The 17,881-nt window shown below is 65.5% G+C and carries 19 protein-coding genes; 9 read left to right on the top strand and 10 right to left on the bottom strand.

The genetic code is table 11. From position 1 onward, the window contains the following. Positions 1-6 precede the first annotated feature (6 nt). Positions 7-2,148 (bottom strand): FAD-dependent oxidoreductase, encoded by a 2,142-nt coding sequence (locus GRI59_RS14175; RefSeq protein WP_160761902.1) that lies wholly within the window; start codon positions 2,146-2,148, stop codon positions 7-9. 41 nt (positions 2,149-2,189) lie between these two features. Beyond that, complete coding sequence (locus GRI59_RS14170; protein WP_160761901.1) at positions 2,190-3,317, bottom strand: FAD-dependent oxidoreductase; 1,128 nt, start codon at positions 3,315-3,317, stop codon at positions 2,190-2,192. Positions 3,318-3,585: 268 nt separating this feature from the next. On the opposite strand from GRI59_RS14170, the gene GRI59_RS14165 reads away from it, so the two are divergent. The 3 genes from GRI59_RS14165 to GRI59_RS14155 are packed head-to-tail and all read left to right on the top strand — an operon-like array spanning position 3,586 to position 7,867. Then, complete coding sequence (locus GRI59_RS14165) at positions 3,586-5,331, top strand: ABC transporter transmembrane domain-containing protein (RefSeq protein WP_160761900.1); 1,746 nt, start codon at positions 3,586-3,588, stop codon at positions 5,329-5,331. A gap of 2 nt (positions 5,332-5,333) precedes the next feature. Beyond that, entirely contained in the window at positions 5,334-6,365 is a 1,032-nt protein-coding gene (locus GRI59_RS14160) for an HlyD family secretion protein (protein WP_183363751.1), read from the top strand. Positions 6,366-6,367: 2 nt separating this feature from the next. Further along, positions 6,368-7,867, top strand: coding sequence for a TolC family protein (locus GRI59_RS14155; protein ID WP_237440862.1), 1,500 nt, complete (start codon positions 6,368-6,370; stop codon positions 7,865-7,867). Between the two features lie 35 nt (positions 7,868-7,902). Here the strand turns inward: GRI59_RS14155 and GRI59_RS14150 are convergent, their stop codons facing one another. The 8 genes from GRI59_RS14150 to rpsU form a co-directional block, all read right to left on the bottom strand. Further along, entirely contained in the window at positions 7,903-8,358 is a 456-nt protein-coding gene (locus GRI59_RS14150; RefSeq protein WP_160761898.1) for a tRNA (cytidine(34)-2'-O)-methyltransferase, read from the bottom strand. Then, a complete protein-coding gene (locus GRI59_RS14145; protein ID WP_160761897.1) occupies positions 8,355-9,116 on the bottom strand; it encodes an alpha/beta fold hydrolase in 762 nt (253 codons plus the stop codon). The genes GRI59_RS14150 and GRI59_RS14145 overlap by 4 nt, the downstream gene beginning before the upstream one ends. A gap of 17 nt (positions 9,117-9,133) precedes the next feature. Then, complete coding sequence (gene gatB / locus GRI59_RS14140; protein WP_160761896.1) at positions 9,134-10,630, bottom strand: Asp-tRNA(Asn)/Glu-tRNA(Gln) amidotransferase subunit GatB; 1,497 nt, start codon at positions 10,628-10,630, stop codon at positions 9,134-9,136. Between the two features lie 109 nt (positions 10,631-10,739). Next, positions 10,740-10,895 carry a glutamyl-tRNA amidotransferase gene (locus GRI59_RS14135; protein WP_337190284.1) on the bottom strand — a complete coding sequence of 52 codons (156 nt, stop codon included), beginning with the start codon at positions 10,893-10,895 and terminating at the stop codon, positions 10,740-10,742. Beyond that, positions 10,892-12,373, bottom strand: coding sequence for an Asp-tRNA(Asn)/Glu-tRNA(Gln) amidotransferase subunit GatA (gene gatA / locus GRI59_RS14130; protein ID WP_160761894.1), 1,482 nt, complete (start codon positions 12,371-12,373; stop codon positions 10,892-10,894). The genes GRI59_RS14135 and gatA overlap by 4 nt, the downstream gene beginning before the upstream one ends. Before the next feature lie 104 nt (positions 12,374-12,477). Further along, entirely contained in the window at positions 12,478-12,780 is a 303-nt protein-coding gene (gene gatC / locus GRI59_RS14125; protein WP_160761893.1) for an Asp-tRNA(Asn)/Glu-tRNA(Gln) amidotransferase subunit GatC, read from the bottom strand. Between the two features lie 14 nt (positions 12,781-12,794). Further along, positions 12,795-13,409, bottom strand: a complete 615-nt coding sequence (locus GRI59_RS14120; protein ID WP_160761892.1) for an FKBP-type peptidyl-prolyl cis-trans isomerase — start codon at positions 13,407-13,409, stop codon at positions 12,795-12,797. 137 nt (positions 13,410-13,546) lie between these two features. Further along, positions 13,547-13,753 carry a 30S ribosomal protein S21 gene (gene rpsU / locus GRI59_RS14115; RefSeq protein ID WP_067402220.1) on the bottom strand — a complete coding sequence of 69 codons (207 nt, stop codon included), beginning with the start codon at positions 13,751-13,753 and terminating at the stop codon, positions 13,547-13,549. A 263-nt stretch (positions 13,754-14,016) separates the two neighbouring features. Between rpsU and crcB the strand changes: the two genes are divergently transcribed. The 6 genes from crcB to GRI59_RS14085 are packed head-to-tail and all read left to right on the top strand — an operon-like array spanning position 14,017 to position 17,881. Beyond that, positions 14,017-14,406, top strand: coding sequence for a fluoride efflux transporter CrcB (crcB, locus tag GRI59_RS14110; protein WP_160762032.1), 390 nt, complete (start codon positions 14,017-14,019; stop codon positions 14,404-14,406). Further along, positions 14,403-15,680 (top strand): RluA family pseudouridine synthase, encoded by a 1,278-nt coding sequence (locus GRI59_RS14105; protein ID WP_160761891.1) that lies wholly within the window; start codon positions 14,403-14,405, stop codon positions 15,678-15,680. Before crcB ends, GRI59_RS14105 begins: the two co-directional genes overlap by 4 nt. Further along, positions 15,680-16,279 (top strand): FMN-binding negative transcriptional regulator, encoded by a 600-nt coding sequence (locus GRI59_RS14100; RefSeq protein WP_160761890.1) that lies wholly within the window; start codon positions 15,680-15,682, stop codon positions 16,277-16,279. Before GRI59_RS14105 ends, GRI59_RS14100 begins: the two co-directional genes overlap by 1 nt. Continuing rightward, a complete protein-coding gene (locus tag GRI59_RS14095; protein ID WP_183363753.1) occupies positions 16,276-16,944 on the top strand; it encodes an HAD-IA family hydrolase in 669 nt (222 codons plus the stop codon). Before GRI59_RS14100 ends, GRI59_RS14095 begins: the two co-directional genes overlap by 4 nt. Continuing rightward, entirely contained in the window at positions 16,941-17,180 is a 240-nt protein-coding gene (locus tag GRI59_RS14090; protein WP_160761889.1) for a hypothetical protein, read from the top strand. The genes GRI59_RS14095 and GRI59_RS14090 overlap by 4 nt, the downstream gene beginning before the upstream one ends. After that, positions 17,180-17,881, top strand: coding sequence for an ATP12 family chaperone protein (locus tag GRI59_RS14085; protein WP_160762030.1), 702 nt, complete (start codon positions 17,180-17,182; stop codon positions 17,879-17,881). Before GRI59_RS14090 ends, GRI59_RS14085 begins: the two co-directional genes overlap by 1 nt.

Genomic DNA, 17,881 nt, shown 5'->3' with positions numbered 1-17,881 from the left:
GCCGCGTTAGCCCCGCATCCAGGTGTGATAGCGTTCCACCCATTTGAGCAGGCCTTCCGGCTTGTGCGCCTTCTTCCAGTTGCCGGCGGCAAACTTGTTGGCTTCGACCATGGTGGGATAGGCGTGGATCGTGCCGAGGATCTTGTTGAGCCCGATCCCGTGCTTCATCGCCAGCACGTATTCCGCCAGCAATTCGCCCGCATGGGCGCCAACGATGGTCGCGCCCAGCACCGTGTCCTTGCCGCCCGCCGGGGTCAGCACCTTGACGAAACCCTTGGTCTCGCTTTCGGCAATCGCGCGGTCGAGATCGTCGAGGTCGTAGCGGGTGACTTCGACGGCGATGCCCTGCTCGGCCGCCTCGCGTTCGTTGAGGCCCACGCGGGCGAATTCGGGATCGAGGAAGGTGACGGCGGGGATCACGCGGTAATCGGCCTTGAACTTGCGCAGGCTCCCGAACAGCGCGTTGACGCTGGCGTACCAGGCCTGATGGCTGGCGGTATGGGTGAACTGGTAGGGGCCCGCCACGTCGCCTGCCGCGAAGATATTGGGGAATTTGGTGGCGAGGAATTCGTCGGTGACCACGGTCTTGGCCGTATCGACGCCGATATCCTCCAGCCCGAAACCGGTGAGCCGCGCCTTGCGCCCCACTGCCACGAGCAGCACGTCGAACGGCACGCGCACTTCCTGCCCGCCTTGTTCGGCGATCAGCGTGCGGTCTTCGATCCGCACCGCCTTGTGGCCGGTGAGCACGCGCACGCCGTCCGCCTCCAGCACGCTGCGCGCAAGGTCGGATACATCCGCATCCTCACGCCCCAGCAATGCGTCGGCCATTTCGACCTGCGTCACCTTGGAACCCAATCGCGCCAGCGCCTGTGCCAACTCACACCCGATCGGCCCGCCGCCCAGCACCGCAACCCGCGCCGGGGCCGTGTCCATCTGCGCAAAGGCGTCCCACATCGTCTCGCTGGTGAGGTATCCGCTGCCCTCGATGCCGGGGATCGGCGGTACCACCGGCTCCGCACCGCTGGCGATGACGATGCTGCGAGTGGTGAGGCGCTGCGTGCCGCCATCATTGCGGGCGATCTCGACCGTCCAGGGGTCGATGATCTTGGCATAGCCCTTCACCACATCGACGCCGAGACCTTCGTAGCGTTCGACCGAATCATGCGGTTCGATCGCCTTCACCGCGTCCAGCACCCGTGCGATCACAGCGCGGAACGGCACTTGGGGGTCAGTCGGGGTGAGGCCGTACTTGTCCGCCCCGCGCATCATCGCCGCCACCTTGGCGCTCTTGATCAGGGCCTTTGAGGGCACGCAGCCGGTGTTGAGGCAATCGCCGCCCATTTCGTTTGCCTCGACCAGCGTGACCTTGGCCTTGACCGTCGCCGCGATCAGTGCCGACACTAGCCCTGCCGAGCCTGCGCCGATCACCACCAGATTGCGGTCGAACTTGGACGGGCGCTTGAACCCGGCATAGACCTTGCGGCGCTTGATCAGTCCGATCACCAGCTTTGCCAGCCACGGCGCGATGCCCAGCAGCACGAAGCTGCCCAGCACGCCCGGTGAGGCAATGCCCGACAGGCTCTCAATCCGCGCCAGCTGCGTGCCTGCATTCACATAAACCACAGTGCCCAGCAGCATCCCGATCTGGCTCACCCAGATATAGGTTAGCGTGCGGATGCGGGTGAGGCCCATCACCAGATTGACCACGAAGAAGGGGAAGGCCGGGATCATGCGCAAGCTGAAGAGGTAGAACGCCCCGTCGCGCTCCATCCCGGCGTTGATCGCCTTCAGCCGCTCACCGAACCGCGCCTCGATAGTGTCGCGCAGCACATAGCGCGATGAAAGGAAGGCCAGGGTGGCTCCCAGCGTCGAGGCGAAGGAAACAAGGATCGTCCCTGTCACCACCCCGAACAGCGCGCCCGCTGCCAGCGTCATGATCGCCGCACCGGGCAGCGAGGCCGCCGTCACCGCGACATAGGCGGCGAAGAACCCGGCGATGACCATCACCGGGTTATCGGCATAGAAGGCCTCCCACTGGGTGACCAACTGCTTGATCCCCTCAAGCGTCAGAAATTGCCCGAGATCGAAGACAAGATAAGCCGCGATGACGGCGGCCAGCACGGCGAGGATGGCAAGTTTTTTCACATGATCTCCTGCCTGCACATTCGCGCAGGCTGCTGCGAGGGTTACGCCATCTGCGCAATGCGGGCGTATTGCGCAATCCAGCGCTTGTCGATCCAGTGCTTGAGCGTCAGCACCCAGCGGCCCTCGGCGGCGAGTGGGCCATAGCTGGCAATCGCGCTGCCGTCGCCGGTGTTCATCAGGTAGAGATTGTTCCAGCGCGGGCGATAGATGCGGCGTGGAGCCTCGCCCGCCAGCACAGCGCGCAGGTTGGCGGCGAGCACTGGGCCGGCAAACACGGCATGGACGCCGGAATGGACGAGCGGCCGGTCAGTGCGCGCGGCGACATCTCCGGCGGCGAAGATATGGGGGTGCGAGGTGGAGCGCTGGTATGCGTCCACCGCGAGGAAGCCCGCCGCGTCGGCGGCGATGCCGCTTGCCCGCACCCATTGCGGCGCGGCGCTGCCAGTCGCGGCTATGATGCAATCGGCGGGTTCCAGCGATTGCCCGCCTGCCATGATCGCACCGCCTGCAAAGCGCGCATCGGCGGCCAGCACCGTAATCCCCTGCCGCGCCAGCGCTCGGGCGGCGCGGGCTTGCACGGCGGGCGCGAAGCCGGGGAGCAACCCGCCCGGCCCCGCCGCCAGCGTGACGTCTGGGCGCACGGTGGCTCCGGCGCGATTGCGGAGTGCAAAAGCCAGCTCCACGCCCCCTGCCCCGCCGCCCACCACCACGATCCGCGTCAAGGGCCCAAGCGCGGCGAGGCGATCGACGAAAGCGCCGATGGGGCGGACATCGATCAGGCGCGGATCATCGCCCAGCAGCCTGGCCGCCTGCCCTTCCCCGCCGGTATCGAACGAGGCGACGTCAAAGCGGATCGCCTCACCCGCTGCGGTGCGCACCACCCGCGCCTCCGGGTCGAGGCCATTGCAGCGATCCAGCACCAGCTCCACGCCTGCGCGCGCCGCCAGCGCGGCCAGATCGACCAGCCCGTCATCTCGCGCATGCTGCCCCGCGATCCAGCCGGGCACCATGCCCGAATAGCGCAAGTGCCGCTCCGGCGTCAGCAACACCGCCCGCACGCCCGCTGGCACGCCGCGCTTCACCCAGTCCGCCAGCACCGCGACATGCGCATGGCCGCCGCCGAGCAACATCACGGTTTGTGTACCGAACGAGGCAGTCTGCGGTATCATCACCCTCGCCTCATCGGCCTTGGTTCAGCTATCCGCAAGCTTCGGACGCTAACGGGGCTGCTACACGACATTGCTTCGCAATAGCCTTCAATACTTCATATCTTCAAGAAGTTGCAGCACTCTTTTTGTCGCTGGAACCGTCGACGTGTTGAATGATTAATCGCTTGCGGCGCGGTAATGTTGCAATAGATGCACTCACGTTCGGTCGCGTGTTGTCCAAGTCGGACAACCCCGTCCTTGAACGCAGGTTTCGGATTGAAAGGCTGCCATGGCAGGAGAAGGCCAAAGTTACGGCTCGCAGATTTCGCTGGTAAAATTCTTCAGGATTTTCTTCGATATCCTGAAGCCTGAAGCGAATTTCTACTGGCTTGCGGCCGTCTACGGGATCGGCATCAGCTTGCTCAGCCTGGCAACGCCGATTTCGGTGCAGATGCTGATCAACACCATCGCCAACACCGCGCTCACTGCGCCGTTGGTGGTGCTATCGCTCACCCTGTTCGGCCTGCTGTTTATTTCCAGCATGCTTTACGCGCTGCGCGTCCACCTGATGGAGCTGTTTGCGCGGCGTTTTTACGCGCGCATGGTGGCGGAGATGTCGCTGATTTCGGTCTATGCCCAGAACCCGTTTTTCGGCGACCAGAAAAAAAGCGCGCTGTTCAACCGCTATTTTGACGTAATCTATGTCCAGACTGCGATCCCGATCCTGTTCATCGGGGGCTTCACCACGCTGCTCCAGATTGCGGTCGGATTTGTGCTGGTCTCGCTCTACCATCCCTATTTCCTCGGCTTCACGCTGGTGATGATCACGCTGATCTGGGTGGTGTGGCTCAGCTGGGGCAGCCGCGCGCTGCGCACCGGGGTCGATCTCAGCCATGCCAAGCATGCGACCGCCGCCTGGCTTCAGACCATCGGCGGCTCCAACGGCTTCTTCAAGTCGCAGCGCCGGATCGACTACGCGCTCGACAAGACCGACGATCACACCCGCATCTACATCAACGAACGCAAGCGGCATTTCCGCCATCTGTTCTCGCAGACCATCGCCTTCCTGCTGATGTATGCCGCGGCAAGCGCGGCGCTGCTCGGCCTTGGCGGGTGGCTGGTGATCCAGAACCAGCTCACCCTCGGCCAGCTGGTCGCGGCCGAACTGGTGCTGTCAGCGGCGTTCTTCGGCGTGGCGCAGCTGGGCAGCTATCTTGGCTATTTCTACGACCTGTTCGCCGCCGTTGAGGAAATCTCGCAGTTCTACGATGTCGAACAGGAACAGCCCAAGGGTGCCGATCCGCTCGACGGGCCGGATCACACCATCGTGATGAAGGGCGTGCGCGGCCGCGCGCGGGATGAGGACGCGCAGTTCGATCTGGAAATCCCCAGCGGCGCGATGATCATGGCCGCAGCCAGCCAGCACGGGGTGCAGCGATTGTTCACCAACCTGCTCAAGTTGCACATCCTGCCGCAGGGCGGGATCGCGACGCTGGGCGGGATCGACATGAAAGCGATTGAGGCACACCACCTGCGCAAGAACGTGCAGGTGCTCGACCGGCCGAGCATCGTCGAGATGACGATCCGCGAATATCTCGCCCTGTCCTGCCCAGAAACCGCGCCGCAGCGGATGATCTCCGCGCTGGAGACGGTGGGGTTGGCGGACACCATCGCCAAGCTGGAAAAGGGCCTCGACACCCCGCTTGCATCGACCGGCTATCCGCTCTCGGCGGTGGAACTTCAGCAGTTGAAGCTCACCAACGCACTTCTCGAACAGCCGCGCATTCTGGTGCTCAGCCGCCTGTTCGACCTGCTCGATCCCGAACCCATCGAACGCGCAGTGACCGAACTGCGCGCGCAGGCCTATTCGACCGTGATCTATTTCTCGAACCGCCGCATCGATCTCGGCTTCGACCGTTTCCTGTACCTTGAAGCACACCGGCAGCGCAGCTTTGCCAGCTTCGAAGATTTCCACGAGGCGATCCGCCAACCTGCCCCGCCGTCGGGCGCGCCATTCAGCAAGGGAGGGGCTTGACCATGGCGATACCCAAGCAAGACATGGCGCACTTCACCACCCTCGCGTCGATCAAGACGCCGCGCGTGATGCGGGCGGTGTTTTTCATGCTGCTGGCGGCAATCGTCATCGCGGTCGCTTTCCTGATCTACGTGCCCTGGGTGCAGACCACCTCGGGCCGCGGGGTGGTGACGACGCTCAGCCCCAACGAACGCAAGCAGGATATCAACGCGCTGGTGCCGGGCCGGATCGAGGAATGGTACGTGCGCGACGGCAGTTCGGTGAAGAAAGGCGATCCGATCGTCCGCATCGCCGATATCGATCCGCAGCTGATTGACCGTTTGCAGGCCGAACGTGGGCAGATGGAGCTGCAATTGCAGGCCGCCCAATCCGCGCTCGCCACAGCGCAGATTGACGAGCGCCGGTCACGCGAATTGTTTGAAGCCGGGCTTGCCGCTCGCCGCGATTACGAATTGGCGCAGATCAAGGTTGCCGACATGCAGGGCCGCGTGGCCGCAGCGCAGGCTGATCTCAACCGCGCCGACACCAACATCGCGCGCCAGTCCGAACAGATCGTGCGCGCGCCGCGTGACGGCTTCATCCAGAGCCTCAATGCCGGCGACGCCGCCACCTATATCAACGCTGGCGACGTGCTCGCGACCTTCGTGCCCGATGGGGCCGAGCGCGTGATCGAGATTTTCATCGACGGGCGCGATGTCGCGCTGGTGCGGCCGGGCGACAAGACCCGCATCCAGTTCGAAGGCTGGCCCGCGGTACAGTTTTCCGGCTGGCCTTCGGTCGCGGTCGGGACCTTTGGCGGGCGGGTGATTTCGGTCGACCAATCCGCCCAGATCAATGGCCGCTTCCGCGTGCTGATCGCCGAGGACCGGAGCGAGCTTCACCGCTGGCCGGAAGAACGCTACGTCCGCTTCGGGGCTGTGGTGCAGGCCTGGGTGCTGCTCGAAACCGTGCCGGTGGGCTACGAAATCTGGCGTCAGCTCAACAATTTCCCGCCTGAACTGCCGGTGGCGGAAAGCACCGGGTCGGCGAACTGAGGATGAAGCGCAGGACGGCCTTGATGCGGCTGGGCACGGTGCTCGGCCCCGCCGCTATCGGTGCAGCGTTGCTGGCGCTCGCCCCGGTGGGAGCCGCGGCGCAGGACATTGCCCCCGTCGGCGATCCGCTCGACGTAGCGCTGACCACCGGCCCGCTGCTGCCGGACGAGGTGCTCCGCTCCTCGGCGCTCACTTTCCCCTCGATCCTCGAGTCCTTCGAACGGGAAGCGGCGGCGCGTTCCGACCAACTCAGCGCCGATGGTGCTTTCGATCTGATGCTGAAGGGCGAATACTACGACCGCCTCACCGGCTTCTATTCGGGCGGCTTCGGCAAGGTCGAGGCCCGCCAGCCGCTGCGGCCTTACGGGGCGGAGGTGTTCGGTTCGTACCGCGTTTCCAACGGCACCTTCCCGACTTACGAGAACTACGACTACACCAACCAACTTGGCGAGGTGAAGGTCGGCGCGCTGTTCTCGTTGCTGCGCAACCGCGACATCGACAGCCGCCGTTTCGCGATCGAGGACACCCGCCTCGCCGCCAGTCAGGCACGGCTTGATGTCATGCTGGTGCAGTTGAACGTCCAGCACGAAGCCCTGCGCGCCTATTGGCGCTGGGTCGGCGCGGGTGAGGAAATCCGGGTGTTCGAGGAACTGCTCGAAATCGCCGAAGCCCGCCAGATCGGCCTCACCCGCGAAGTCAATGAAGGCGCCCGCGCGCGCATCGCGCTCACCGAAAACGAACAGAACCTGCTGCGCCGCCGCTCACTGCTTGAGGAGGCCAAGCGCAACTTCCTGACCGCCGCCAACAGCCTCGGATTCTATCTGCGTGGCAGCGACGGGCGGATGGTGATCCCCACCCGCGAAATGCTGCCCGACCTGTCCCGCATGAAGGCGATTGCGCCGGTCGAACAGCTGGTGGCGACACCACTGAGCGACGTGATCCAGAGCCGCCCTGAACTCCAGACCTTCAAGCTGGCGCTGGAACGCGCGAACAACCGCGTGGCGCTGCGCCGCAATGATCTTGAGCCCTCGCTCAACGCCAGTGTCGAACTGTCGCGTGATTTCGGCCAGATCGGGCCAGGCGGGCCGGGCTTCGATTCGACCGATACGGTGGTGGGCCTGACTTTCAGCGTCCCCCTGCAACGCCGCACAGCGCGCGGCGCGGTGCAGCGTGCCGAAGCCGAACTGCGCGAGACCGAACTGCGCCAGCGCCGCATTGCCGATCAGATCACCACCGAGGTCGGCAACATCCTCGTCAATCTGAACACCGCACTGAAGCAGGCTGATCTCGCCGATGCCGAGGTCAAGCAGGCCAACCAGATGGTGCAGGCCGAACGCACCCGGTTCCGGCTGGGCGCGGGCGATTTCTTCTTCGTCAATCAGCGCGAGGAAACCGCCGCCAACGCGCAAATCAACGCGATCCGCGCAGAACTCGCCGGGCGATTGGCCGAGGCGAGCTACAACGCGGCGACGATGAACCTTGGCGCGCTGGGGCTGGAGTAGGCGTTTCGGCGTGGATTGCTGCGCTACCGGCGCGCCTAGAGCTTGCCGCGCAGCGCCTGATAGGCCGCGGCTGTCACCGTGTTGGCAAGGTTCAGTGACCGGATCACGTCCGAGCGCATCGGCAGCTTGACTAGGCGGTCGGCGTGGCGGTCGATGATTGCCTTGGGGATGCCTGTGGTCTCCTTGCCGAATACCAGCATCGCATCGTCCGGGTAGTCGGGCTCGAAGAAGCTCTTCGCGCCGAATTCCTCGAACAGGAATAGCTGCTCGGCGCGCGGGGTGCGGGCTTCGAGGAACGCGTCCCAGCTGGCGTATTCGGTGAGGTTGACATGCTTCCAGTAATCCAGCCCCGCACGCTTCACGCGGCTGTCCGAAATGTCGAAGCCCAGCGGGTGGATCAGGATCAGCTCCATCCCCAGCGCCACGCAGGTGCGCCCAACCGAGCCGGTGTTGCCGGGGATTTCGGGCTGGATAAGGACGATGGCGGTCATGGGCACGCCTCTGCTTCGAGATAGGCGCCCAAGGTCGAGAAATGCGAGCAACCGGGCTGCATCAGCAAGGCTGGCGTGCTAGGCAGGTGCGCGGCGAGTGCCTCGGCCATCGCAGGCGGGGTCCAGTCATCCTCGCTCCCCTGCCAGATCGTGACCGGCTGGTGGACTTTGGCAAGCGCGCCCGACCAATTGGCGACATAGGCGCGGATTTCGGCGGAATAGGCGGCGCGTCGAGACAGCAGGCTGGTTTGCAGCGATTGCGCAAGTCCCGCGATGAATCGCGGATCGGCGGCCAGCGCGCGGTCAGCTCCGCGCGCCTTCGCCATCAGCGCTGCGGCCATCTTTGCGGGAGCGATCCGGGCGACCTGCGCCTGCATGAACGTGAGCGCGGCGAACGGCATCCGCCCCGCCAGCGCTGCGCGGAACACCGGCGCGCCTGCCATGTCATCCAGAAAATCCCCCAACTGGAGCGGCGCGGCGGGCGAGACGAGGTCGATCCGTTCGACCCTCGCGCCCAGATGCGGCGCCACCTGCAAGGCCGCCGGCGCGCCCAGCGAGAAACCGACGAGGCGCAGCGGCTCATCGGGATATTGCGCGGCGATCCTTGCGGCAAGTGACGGGAAGTACCCCTCACCCGGCGTTGCGGAGCGGTCGAAGACATGGAAATGCCCGGCCTGCGCGGCGATCTCCGGGCCGAAGCTCGCAAGCTCCGCCGCCGATCCGGGCAACCCGTGGAAATAGAGCGTGGCGGGCCGCAAGGCCTTGGCTCCAGGGTCTAGCCCAGCTTGTCCTTGAGCAGCTGGTTCACCACGCCCGGATTGGCCTTGCCCTGCATCGCCTTCATCGTCTGACCGACGAAGAAGCCGAACAGCGCTACCTTGCCGCCGCGATACTGTTCGACCTTATCGGCGTTCGCAGCAATGATCGCGTCGACCGCGGCTTCGATGGCGCCGCTGTCAGAGACCTGCTTCAGCCCTTCGGCCTCCGCGATTTCAGCGGGATCGCGGCCGGTCTTGAGGACGATTTCAAAGATTTCCTTGGCCTGCCCGCCGCTGATTTCACCCTTGTCGGCCATCGCGAGGATGCTCGCCTGCGCGGCGGCCGTGGCGTTGGCGAGGTCGGCGTCGTCGCCCAACGCCTTGATCACGCCGGGCGCGACCGAGAGCGACCAGTTGGCAACCTGTGTGGCGACCTTGGCTTCATCCTTGGCCGTAACCTTGGCGGTTTCGGCCAGCAGCGTTTCAAAGCGGGCGAAAGTCTCGACTTCGGCGGTCAATTCCCGCGCGTTGTAGGGGGTGAGGCCCAGCACCTCGACATACCGCTTGCGTTTGGCATCCGGCAACTCGGGAAGCGAGGCGCGGCATTCGGCGAGGAAATCTTCCGCCAGCACCAGCGGCAAAAGGTCAGGATCAGGGAAGTAGCGATAGTCGTGCGCGTCTTCCTTCGAACGCATTGTGCGCGTCGTCCCGGTGCCGGGATCGAACAGGCGGGTTTCCTGCACGATCTTTCCGCCGCTTTCGAGCACATCGACCTGACGCATCGCCTCATGCTCGATCGCCTGCATCACGAAGCGCACCGAGTTCACGTTCTTGGTTTCCGTGCGGGTGCCGAGTTCGTCGCCGACCTTGCGGACGCTGACGTTCACGTCGGCGCGCATCGAGCCTTCTTCCATGTTGCCATCGCACGAGCCGACATAGCGCAGGATCGCGCGCAGCTTGCGCAGATAAGCGCCTGCTTCGGCGGGCGAGGCCATATCGGGGCGGCTGACGATTTCCATCAGCGCCACGCCAGAGCGGTTCAAATCGACATAAGACATGGTCGGGTGCTGATCGTGCATCAGCTTGCCCGCGTCCTGCTCGACGTGGATGCGCTCGATCCCGATCACCTTGTCTTCGGGAATGCCGGCCTTCTCGTCCGCCTCGATCAGGAGTGAACCTTCGCCGACAATCGGATGATAAAGCTGGCTGATCTGGTAGCCCTGCGGCAAGTCGGCGTAGAAGTAGTTCTTGCGGTCAAACCGGCTCCACGCGTTGATCTGCGCGTCAATCGCCATGCCGGTGCGGACCGCCTGCCGGATGCACTCGGCGTTGGGCACGGGCAGCATCCCCGGCATCGCGGCATCGACAAGGCTGACCTGCGAATTCGGCTCAGCGCCAAACGCCGTGGCCGAGCCCGAGAACAGCTTCGACTGCGACGTCACCTGCGCGTGGACTTCAAGGCCGATCACGACCTCCCATTCACCCGTGGCACCCTGAATGCGGTAGTTGCTCATTGTTCCAACCTCGTCGTTCCGGCGAAGGCCGGAATCCAGTCCCGGCGGCCGCGGAGTGTTGCTCTGGGTCCCGGCCTGCGCCGGGATGACGATTGGAGGGCCGTCACCCTTACTTCTCTTCGTCCTCGATCACCTTGCCATCTGGCCCGAAGCGCATTTCGCCGTGATCGACGTGTTTTCTCACCCAATTGGCGACCATGAAGGTCACAGGCACCGCAGCGGCGATTGCCAGTCCGGCAATCCACAGCGGCAGATCGGCGGTCACCACCACTTCTCCGGCTTAGCGGTGAATCCGGCCCGTTGCTGGATGGCGAGGCCTGCATTGAGCACGCCCTGCTCGTCGAACGGGCGGCCGATCAACTGGAGGCCCAGCGGCAAGCCGTCGGCGTTGATCGTGGCGGGCACGCTCATCGCGGGGAGGCCAGCCAGCGACGCAGGCACGGCGAACACATCGTTGAGATACATCGTCAGCGGGTCTTCATTCATCGAACCCAGCGGGAAGCTAGCCGTCGGCGTGGTCGGCGCGAAGATCACATCGCACTCCTGGAAGGCGCGTTCGAAGTCGCGGGCGACCAATGCGCGGACCTTCTGCGCCTGCGTGTAATAGGCGTCGTAGAAGCCCGCCGAGAGCACATAGGTGCCGATCAGGATGCGGCGCTTGACCTCGTCCCCGAACCCGGCGGCGCGGGTGGCGGCGTACATGTCCTGTAGGCCCGAGCCATCGGGCAGATCGCGCAAGCCGTAACGCACGCCGTCATAGCGCGCGAGGTTGCTCGACGCTTCGGCAGGCGCGACGATGTAATAGGCGGGCAGCGCGTATTTCGTGTGCGGCAGCGAGACGTCGACGATCTCGGCGCCCGCGTCCTTGAGCCACGCCTTGCCCTGCTCCCACGAATCGAGGATCGCCTGATCGGTGCCCTCCATCCGGTATTCGCGCGGGATGCCGACCTTCTTGCCGCGCAGGTCGGCGTTGAGCGCCGCTTCCCAATCGGGCACATCCATTTGGAGGCTGGTCGAATCCTTCGGATCGAACCCCGCCATCGCGCCGAGCATGATCGCGCAATCCTCGACCGAGCGCGCCATCGGCCCGGCCTGATCGAGCGAGGAGGCGAAAGCGACGATGCCCCAGCGCGAACATCGGCCATAAGTCGGCTTGATCCCGCAAATGCCGGTGAAGGCCGCAGGCTGGCGGATTGAGCCGCCGGTGTCGGTGCCGGTCGCGGCAGGCGCGATGCGCGCGGCGACCGCCGAGGATGAGCCGCCCGAGGAGCCACCCGGGCTCATCGGCTGGTTGCTGCCGGACTTGCGCCACGGCGAGCTGACATTGCCGAAATAAGACGTCTCGTTGGAACTCCCCATCGCGAACTGGTCGAGATTGAGCTTGCCCAGCATCCCCGCGCCCGCGTCCCACAGCTTCTGGCTGACGGTCGATTCGTAGCGGGGGGTGAAGCCTTCAAGAATGTGGCTGGCCGCGGTGGTCTGCACGCCGTTGGTGGCGAACAGGTCCTTCATGCCAATCGGCACGCCCGCCATTGCGCCCAGCTGCCCGCCGGCAGCGCGCGCGGCGTCCACCTTGTCGGCGGCAGCGAGCGCGTGGTCGGGCGTGGTGACGATGAAGGCGTTGAGGCTCGCAGCCGCAGCCACGGCAGCGTTGAAGCTTTCCGCGACTTCGCGCGCGGTGAAATCCCCGGCGCGCACGCCGTCACGGATGTCTTTTACGCCGAGTTGAGTCAGGTCAGTCATACTGCTCGTGAGTCCCCGCGAAGGCGGGGACCTCGTGCCGCCCGCGCATCGCCAAATTGATGGAGGCCCCCGCCTGCGCGGGGGCGCACACTAGTAGACAAAAATTATTCGATCACCTTGGGCACGCCGAAGAACCCGTGCTCGGCGGCGGGCGCATTGGCGAGGATATCGCCCTGCCTGCCTCCGCCGGTCAGCGGATCGGCGTCGATCACGTCAGCGCGCAGGCGCAGCGTGTTGGGGATCACCGCCGCCATCGGCTCGATCCCGGTGACATCGACCTCGCCCAATTGTTCGACCCATTGGAGGATGCCGTTCAACTCCGGCACCATCTGTTCCAGCGCGGCGTCATCCATGCGGATGCGTGCCAGCGAGGCGATCTTGGCAACGGTTGCCTTGTCGACCGACATTGCGCGTCCGCCCCTTACTGGCCCGGAGCCACCGGAGGCGCACCCTCAGGCGCGCCGCCCGGCGCTGCGCCACCGGGAGCACCGCCCGGAGCAGCGCCCATCTGCTGCTGCATCGTCTGCTGGAGGATCTGGAGATTGCGGTCAAAGCTCGCGCGGCTCATGATGTCCATCACTTCGATCTCGAACTCAAGATCGGCGTTGGGCGGGATCGGCGTGCCCGGAGGCGGCGCCGCACCGTATGCGAGATCGGCGGGGATGAAGAGCGTGTACTTGCCGCCCTTCTGCATCTGCTGAAGCCCCTGGAAGAAGCCCGGAATGGTCGCGCCTTCTTCAACCGGGAAGGGATTGCCTTCCGGGAACAGGCCCTGAACCGGCAGCGGAATGTTCTGCGATTCGTCGAACACCGTGCCATCGGCGGCGAGCTTGCCCTTGTACTTCACGAACACGACATCGCCCTTGGCCGCAGTCTTCCCCGTGCCTGCGACTTCGACATCAAGGTCGAGCCCGCGCGGAACCGCTGACCAGGCAAGCCCGCCACCGACCGCGATCGCAAGCGCGACCCCGATCCACAGCTTGGTGAGCGAGCCCTTGGCCACAGGCTTGATCGGAACGCGGGTAATCTCGGTCATGGGTACGGTCCTGATGGGCGGCGCATCTGCGCCACGTTATGACGGCAAAAGGGCGCGGGAATAAGCCGCGCCCTGATGACTGATCGGAAAGGGGGATTCAAGCGCTTCTGCGAGGCAGAGTGCGCTTGGCGACGGGATTATTTGCTCCCGTCACGCTCCATCCGCTTGCGCTCCATCTTGCGGGCGCGGCGCACAGCAGCAGCCTTTTCACGGGCGCGCTTTTCGCTGGGCTTTTCGAAGTGGCGACGCAGTTTCATTTCGCGATAAACGCCTTCGCGCTGCAGCTTCTTCTTGAGCGCGCGCAGGGCCTGATCGACATTGTTATCGCGAACCATGATTTGCATAAACGACGACTACCTCAATTTTCCAAACGCCAGAGCCCGCCCGAATCACGCGGGGATACGCGGTGAATTGCCTGTGAAACACCAATGATACACGGGCGATTCCCTTTCAGGACCGCCCACTAAACCGCGCCCCGATAGTCCAACATCGTCCCAAAGGCAACCCGCCAGCGTGCTCGTCCCGGCGCAATCGTTCTTCAGCTGCGCTAGGCAGATCGCGCGGCGCTCGCTATGGCCGCGCGATGTCCGGTGAAATCTCCCCTCTCATGGCCAGCCTCAACGTCGCTGTCGGCGGCGCTGCGGGCTCTGTGCTGCGCTATCATGCCGGCCGCGCTGTCACGCATCTGGCCGGGCCGGAAAACGCCTTTCCGTGGGGGACACTCGGCGTCAACATTGTCGGCAGCCTGCTGATGGGCGTGCTGGTGGGCTGGCTCGCGCGCGGCAGTGCAGAGGCCCAGACGGCGGAGAACATGCGGCTGCTGATCGGCGTCGGCCTGCTCGGCGGGTTCACCACCTTCAGCGCTTTCAGCGCCGAGCTCGTCACCCTGCTGCATCGCGGGCAGGCGCTGCTGGCGGTGGGCTATGCCGCAGCCTCGCTGATCGCCGGGATGGCAGCGGTCATCATCGGCCTTGTCGCCGCGCAGAGTGCATCATGACCGAAACCCCGACCGATAACGTGCGCCAGTTTACCGTCAGCGAGGATGACCACGGCATCCGGCTCGACCGCTGGTTCAAACGCAACCTGCCGCTGATCGGCTTTGCAACCGTGTCGCGCTGGGCGCGCACCGGGCAGATCCGCGTGGATGGCAAGCGCGCCAAGCCGGAGGATCGGCTGGAGCAGGGCCAAGTTTTGCGCGTGCCGCCCGGCGGCGAAGAGGCGCCCGCCGCCAAGAAGGCCGCGCCGCGCGTGCGCACCCTCAGCCCCGAACAGATCGCCGAGGCCAAGGGCATGGTGATCCGCGAAACGGCGAGCGCGATCGTGCTCAACAAGCCCCCCGGCCTTGCCACCCAAGGCGGCAGCAAGACGACCAAGCATGTCGACGGGCTGCTCGATGCCTTCGTGGAGACCGAAAAGACCCCGCGCCCGCGGCTGGTCCACCGGCTCGACAAGGACACCTCGGGTGTGCTGCTGATCGCCCGTACGCCGGGGGCTGCTGCGAGTTTCTCCAAGCGGTTCGCGAGCCGTTCGGCCCGCAAGGTCTATTGGGCGCTGGTGGTCGGCAAACCGCAATTGTCCGAAGGCGTGATCGACGCTCCGCTCGCCAAGCAGCCGGGGACCGGCGGCGAGAAGATGCATATCGACGAGGAAAACGGCGCGGCGGCCAAGACCCGTTACCGGGTGGTCGACAGCGCCGGGCAGCGCGCGTCATGGGTGGAGCTGGAGCCGCTCACCGGCCGCACCCACCAGCTGCGCGTCCACATGGCCGCGATCGGCCACCCGATTGTGGGCGACGGCAAGTATGGCGGGCCCGATAGCTTCCTCACCGGTGCGGTCAGCCGCAAGATGCACCTGCACGCGCGCCGGTTGATCATTTCCGAGCCCAAGGTGGGCGAGGGAACCGGCGGCAAGCTGGATGTGACCGCCGAACTCCCCCCGCACTTTGCCATGAGCATGGAAGTGCTGGGCTTCGATCAGGGCCTGTCCGACGCGTCGCCCATGGGTGACGAGGCGCCCGAACGGACGGGTGAGGAAAAGAAGCAGGCCGCCCGCCGCCATTTCAAGCAGGCGAGGAAGGAAGCCCGTGCGCCGCGCCGTGCACGCGGCGATGCCGCGGCCAAACCCAAGGCGAAGAAGCCTGCGGCCAAATCCTCTGGCAAGCCCGCCGGAAAGCCCACCGCCAAGTCCGGAACCAGCAAAGCCCCCGCCAACCGGGCGAGACCGACTCCCAAACCCGCTCCCAAAGGCGGCGGCAAGCGGACGGGCCGCTGATGCATCCCAATCCGCTTTACCGCAGCGATGACAGTGCAACTGATGCAGTGCTAGTCGGCCAGATCGGCTTCGGCATGGTCTTCGCCGCAACGCCCGATGGGCCGCGCGTGGCGCATACCCCGCTGCTGATGACGGAAGGGGGAGCGGTGCAGTTCCACCTCGCCCGCAGCAACGCCCTCGCCCGGCATCTTGATGGCACCACCGCGCTGATCGTCGTCAACGGCCCGGACGCCTATGTCTCCCCCCGCTGGTATGATGATCGCAACACCGTGCCGACCTGGGATTACGTCGCGCTGGAACTGGAAGGCCCGGTGCGGCGGATGGACGACGATGGGCTCGAAGCCTTCCTCCATGCCGCTATCACCAAGCACGAAACGCGGCTGGGCGGTGAACCTTGGCGGGCGGACGAATCCTCCGAGAAAATGTGGGCAGGCCTGTTCCGCGGGATCGTCGGCTTCGAGCTGACCGTCGCGGCACGGCGGCCGACATACAAGCTGTCGCAGAACAAGCTGCCCGAAACCCGCGCGCGGATCGCTGACGGGCTGACCGAGGCGGGCTCGCCCGCGCTCGCCGAGTGGGTGCGGAGCGTGGCCAGATGAGCGGCGTGCGGCTCGCCGTGTTCGATTGCGACGGGACGCTGGTCGATGGGCAGGCGGATGTCTGCTGGGCGATGGAGCGCGCCTTTGCCCGCGCTGGGCTGCCAGCCCCCGAGGTGTCCGCCGTGCGCCGCGCCGTCGGGCTAAGCCTGCCGCAGGCCGTGCGCACGCTGTCGCCCGATCTTACCGAAGATCAAAACCGCGCCGTCACCGAATTCTACCGCTCCAGCTTCCGCGCGCGGCGTGAGGAAGGCTTGCTCGACGAGCCGCTGTATGATGGCATCGCCGAGCTGCTGCGAGCGCTGCACAGCGCGGGCTGGAGCCTTGCGGTCGCCACCGGCAAGTCCGACCGTGGGCTCGCCGCCTGCCTGGCCACCCATGGGATCGCCGACCTGTTCGTCTCGCTCCAGACCGCCGACCGCCACCCCTCCAAGCCGCATCCCGCCATGCTGGAAGCCGCGCTGTTCGAAGCCGGCGCAAGCCGCGACCAGGCCGTGATGATCGGCGACACCAGCTTCGACATGCTGATGGCGCGCAGCATCGGGGTCGCAGGGATTGGCGTCGGTTGGGGCTATCACGCCGCGCCCGAATTGCTGGCGAGCGGCGCGGCGCGTGTGGTCGGCACCGCCGAGGCGCTGGCCGCTGCGCTTGAGGAGGCCTTGCCATGAGCCGATCCGACCGCGACCTCGCCGAGGCACGGGCGCGCAATGGCTTCATCATCATCAATCTCGTGCGATTCAGCGGAGTTGCGCTGGTGATGCTCGGCTTTGCCATCGTGCGCGGGGTCATTGACCTGCCTTATGCGGTGGGAGCGATTATCGCGGTGGCGGGCTTTTTCGAGGTGTTCTTCCTGCCGCGCTTCATCGCGCGCCGCTGGAACGCCGGAGACAGGACACCAAAATGATCCGCCGGTTCTACAAGGACGTAACGCTCGGAGCGCAGCCGGGTGGCTATCAGGTGCTGCTTGACGGGCGCGGGGTGAAGACCGTGGGCGGTGCGGCGCAGATCGTCCCGACCGAAGCGCTGGGTGAGGCGCTGGCGGCAGAATGGCGGCGGCAGGGCGACAAAATCGACCCCACCAGCCTGCCGCTGCGCGACATGGCAGACTATGCGATCGACGTCGTCACCCCGGATCCGGCAGCGATTGCGGATGGCCTCATCGCCTACGCCGAGACCGATACGCTCTGCTACCGCGCCGATCCCGACGAGCCGCTCCACGCGCACCAGCAGGCGGTGTGGGAGCCGCTGCTTACCGCGTTTGAAGCCGCGCACGGCATCACGCTGGTGCGGGTCAGCGGTGTGCTCCACCGCCCGCAGCCGGAGGCGACCCTGGCGGTGCTGCGTCAGCGGCTAGCGGCGCTCGATCACTTTGTGCTGGCGGGGGTTGAGACGATGACCACGCTTGCCGCCTCGCTGGTCACGGCACTTTGCGCGCTTGATGCCGGGCATGAGGACGAACCGCGCGCTTTGTGGGAAGCGGTATGTCTTGAGGAAGAATGGCAGGCCGACCTGTGGGGCCGCGATTGGGAGGCCGAAGAACGCCGCGCCCGGCGCGAGGCCGATTTCCTGCGCGCTTATAGCTTTGCGCGCCTCGCGCAGATCTGA

This window comes from Erythrobacter ramosus, from assembly GCF_009828055.1.
Classification (GTDB): Bacteria; Pseudomonadota; Alphaproteobacteria; order Sphingomonadales; family Sphingomonadaceae; genus Erythrobacter; species Erythrobacter ramosus.
This window is presented reverse-complemented; position numbering and strand designations above follow the sequence as displayed.

Excerpts from the sequence above, each read along its gene's own strand:
- rpsU (WP_067402220.1), bottom strand. The coding sequence starts at position 13,753 with ATGCAAATCATGGTTCGCGATAACAATGTCGATCAGGCCCTGCGCGCG.
- GRI59_RS14090 (WP_160761889.1), top strand. The coding sequence starts at position 16,941 with ATGAGCCGATCCGACCGCGACCTCGCCGAGGCACGGGCGCGCAATGGC.
- GRI59_RS14155 (WP_237440862.1), top strand. The coding sequence starts at position 6,368 with ATGAAGCGCAGGACGGCCTTGATGCGGCTGGGCACGGTGCTCGGCCCC.
- GRI59_RS14160 (WP_183363751.1), top strand. The coding sequence starts at position 5,334 with ATGGCGATACCCAAGCAAGACATGGCGCACTTCACCACCCTCGCGTCG.
- crcB (WP_160762032.1), top strand. The coding sequence starts at position 14,017 with ATGGCCAGCCTCAACGTCGCTGTCGGCGGCGCTGCGGGCTCTGTGCTG.
- GRI59_RS14170 (WP_160761901.1), bottom strand. The coding sequence starts at position 3,317 with ATGATACCGCAGACTGCCTCGTTCGGTACACAAACCGTGATGTTGCTC.
- GRI59_RS14150 (WP_160761898.1), bottom strand. The coding sequence starts at position 8,358 with ATGACCGCCATCGTCCTTATCCAGCCCGAAATCCCCGGCAACACCGGC.
- gatC (WP_160761893.1), bottom strand. The coding sequence starts at position 12,780 with ATGTCGGTCGACAAGGCAACCGTTGCCAAGATCGCCTCGCTGGCACGC.
- GRI59_RS14095 (WP_183363753.1), top strand. The coding sequence starts at position 16,276 with ATGAGCGGCGTGCGGCTCGCCGTGTTCGATTGCGACGGGACGCTGGTC.
- gatB (WP_160761896.1), bottom strand. The coding sequence starts at position 10,630 with ATGAGCAACTACCGCATTCAGGGTGCCACGGGTGAATGGGAGGTCGTG.
- GRI59_RS14100 (WP_160761890.1), top strand. The coding sequence starts at position 15,680 with ATGCATCCCAATCCGCTTTACCGCAGCGATGACAGTGCAACTGATGCA.
- gatA (WP_160761894.1), bottom strand. The coding sequence starts at position 12,373 with ATGACTGACCTGACTCAACTCGGCGTAAAAGACATCCGTGACGGCGTG.
- GRI59_RS14165 (WP_160761900.1), top strand. The coding sequence starts at position 3,586 with ATGGCAGGAGAAGGCCAAAGTTACGGCTCGCAGATTTCGCTGGTAAAA.
- GRI59_RS14105 (WP_160761891.1), top strand. The coding sequence starts at position 14,403 with ATGACCGAAACCCCGACCGATAACGTGCGCCAGTTTACCGTCAGCGAG.
- GRI59_RS14120 (WP_160761892.1), bottom strand. The coding sequence starts at position 13,409 with ATGACCGAGATTACCCGCGTTCCGATCAAGCCTGTGGCCAAGGGCTCG.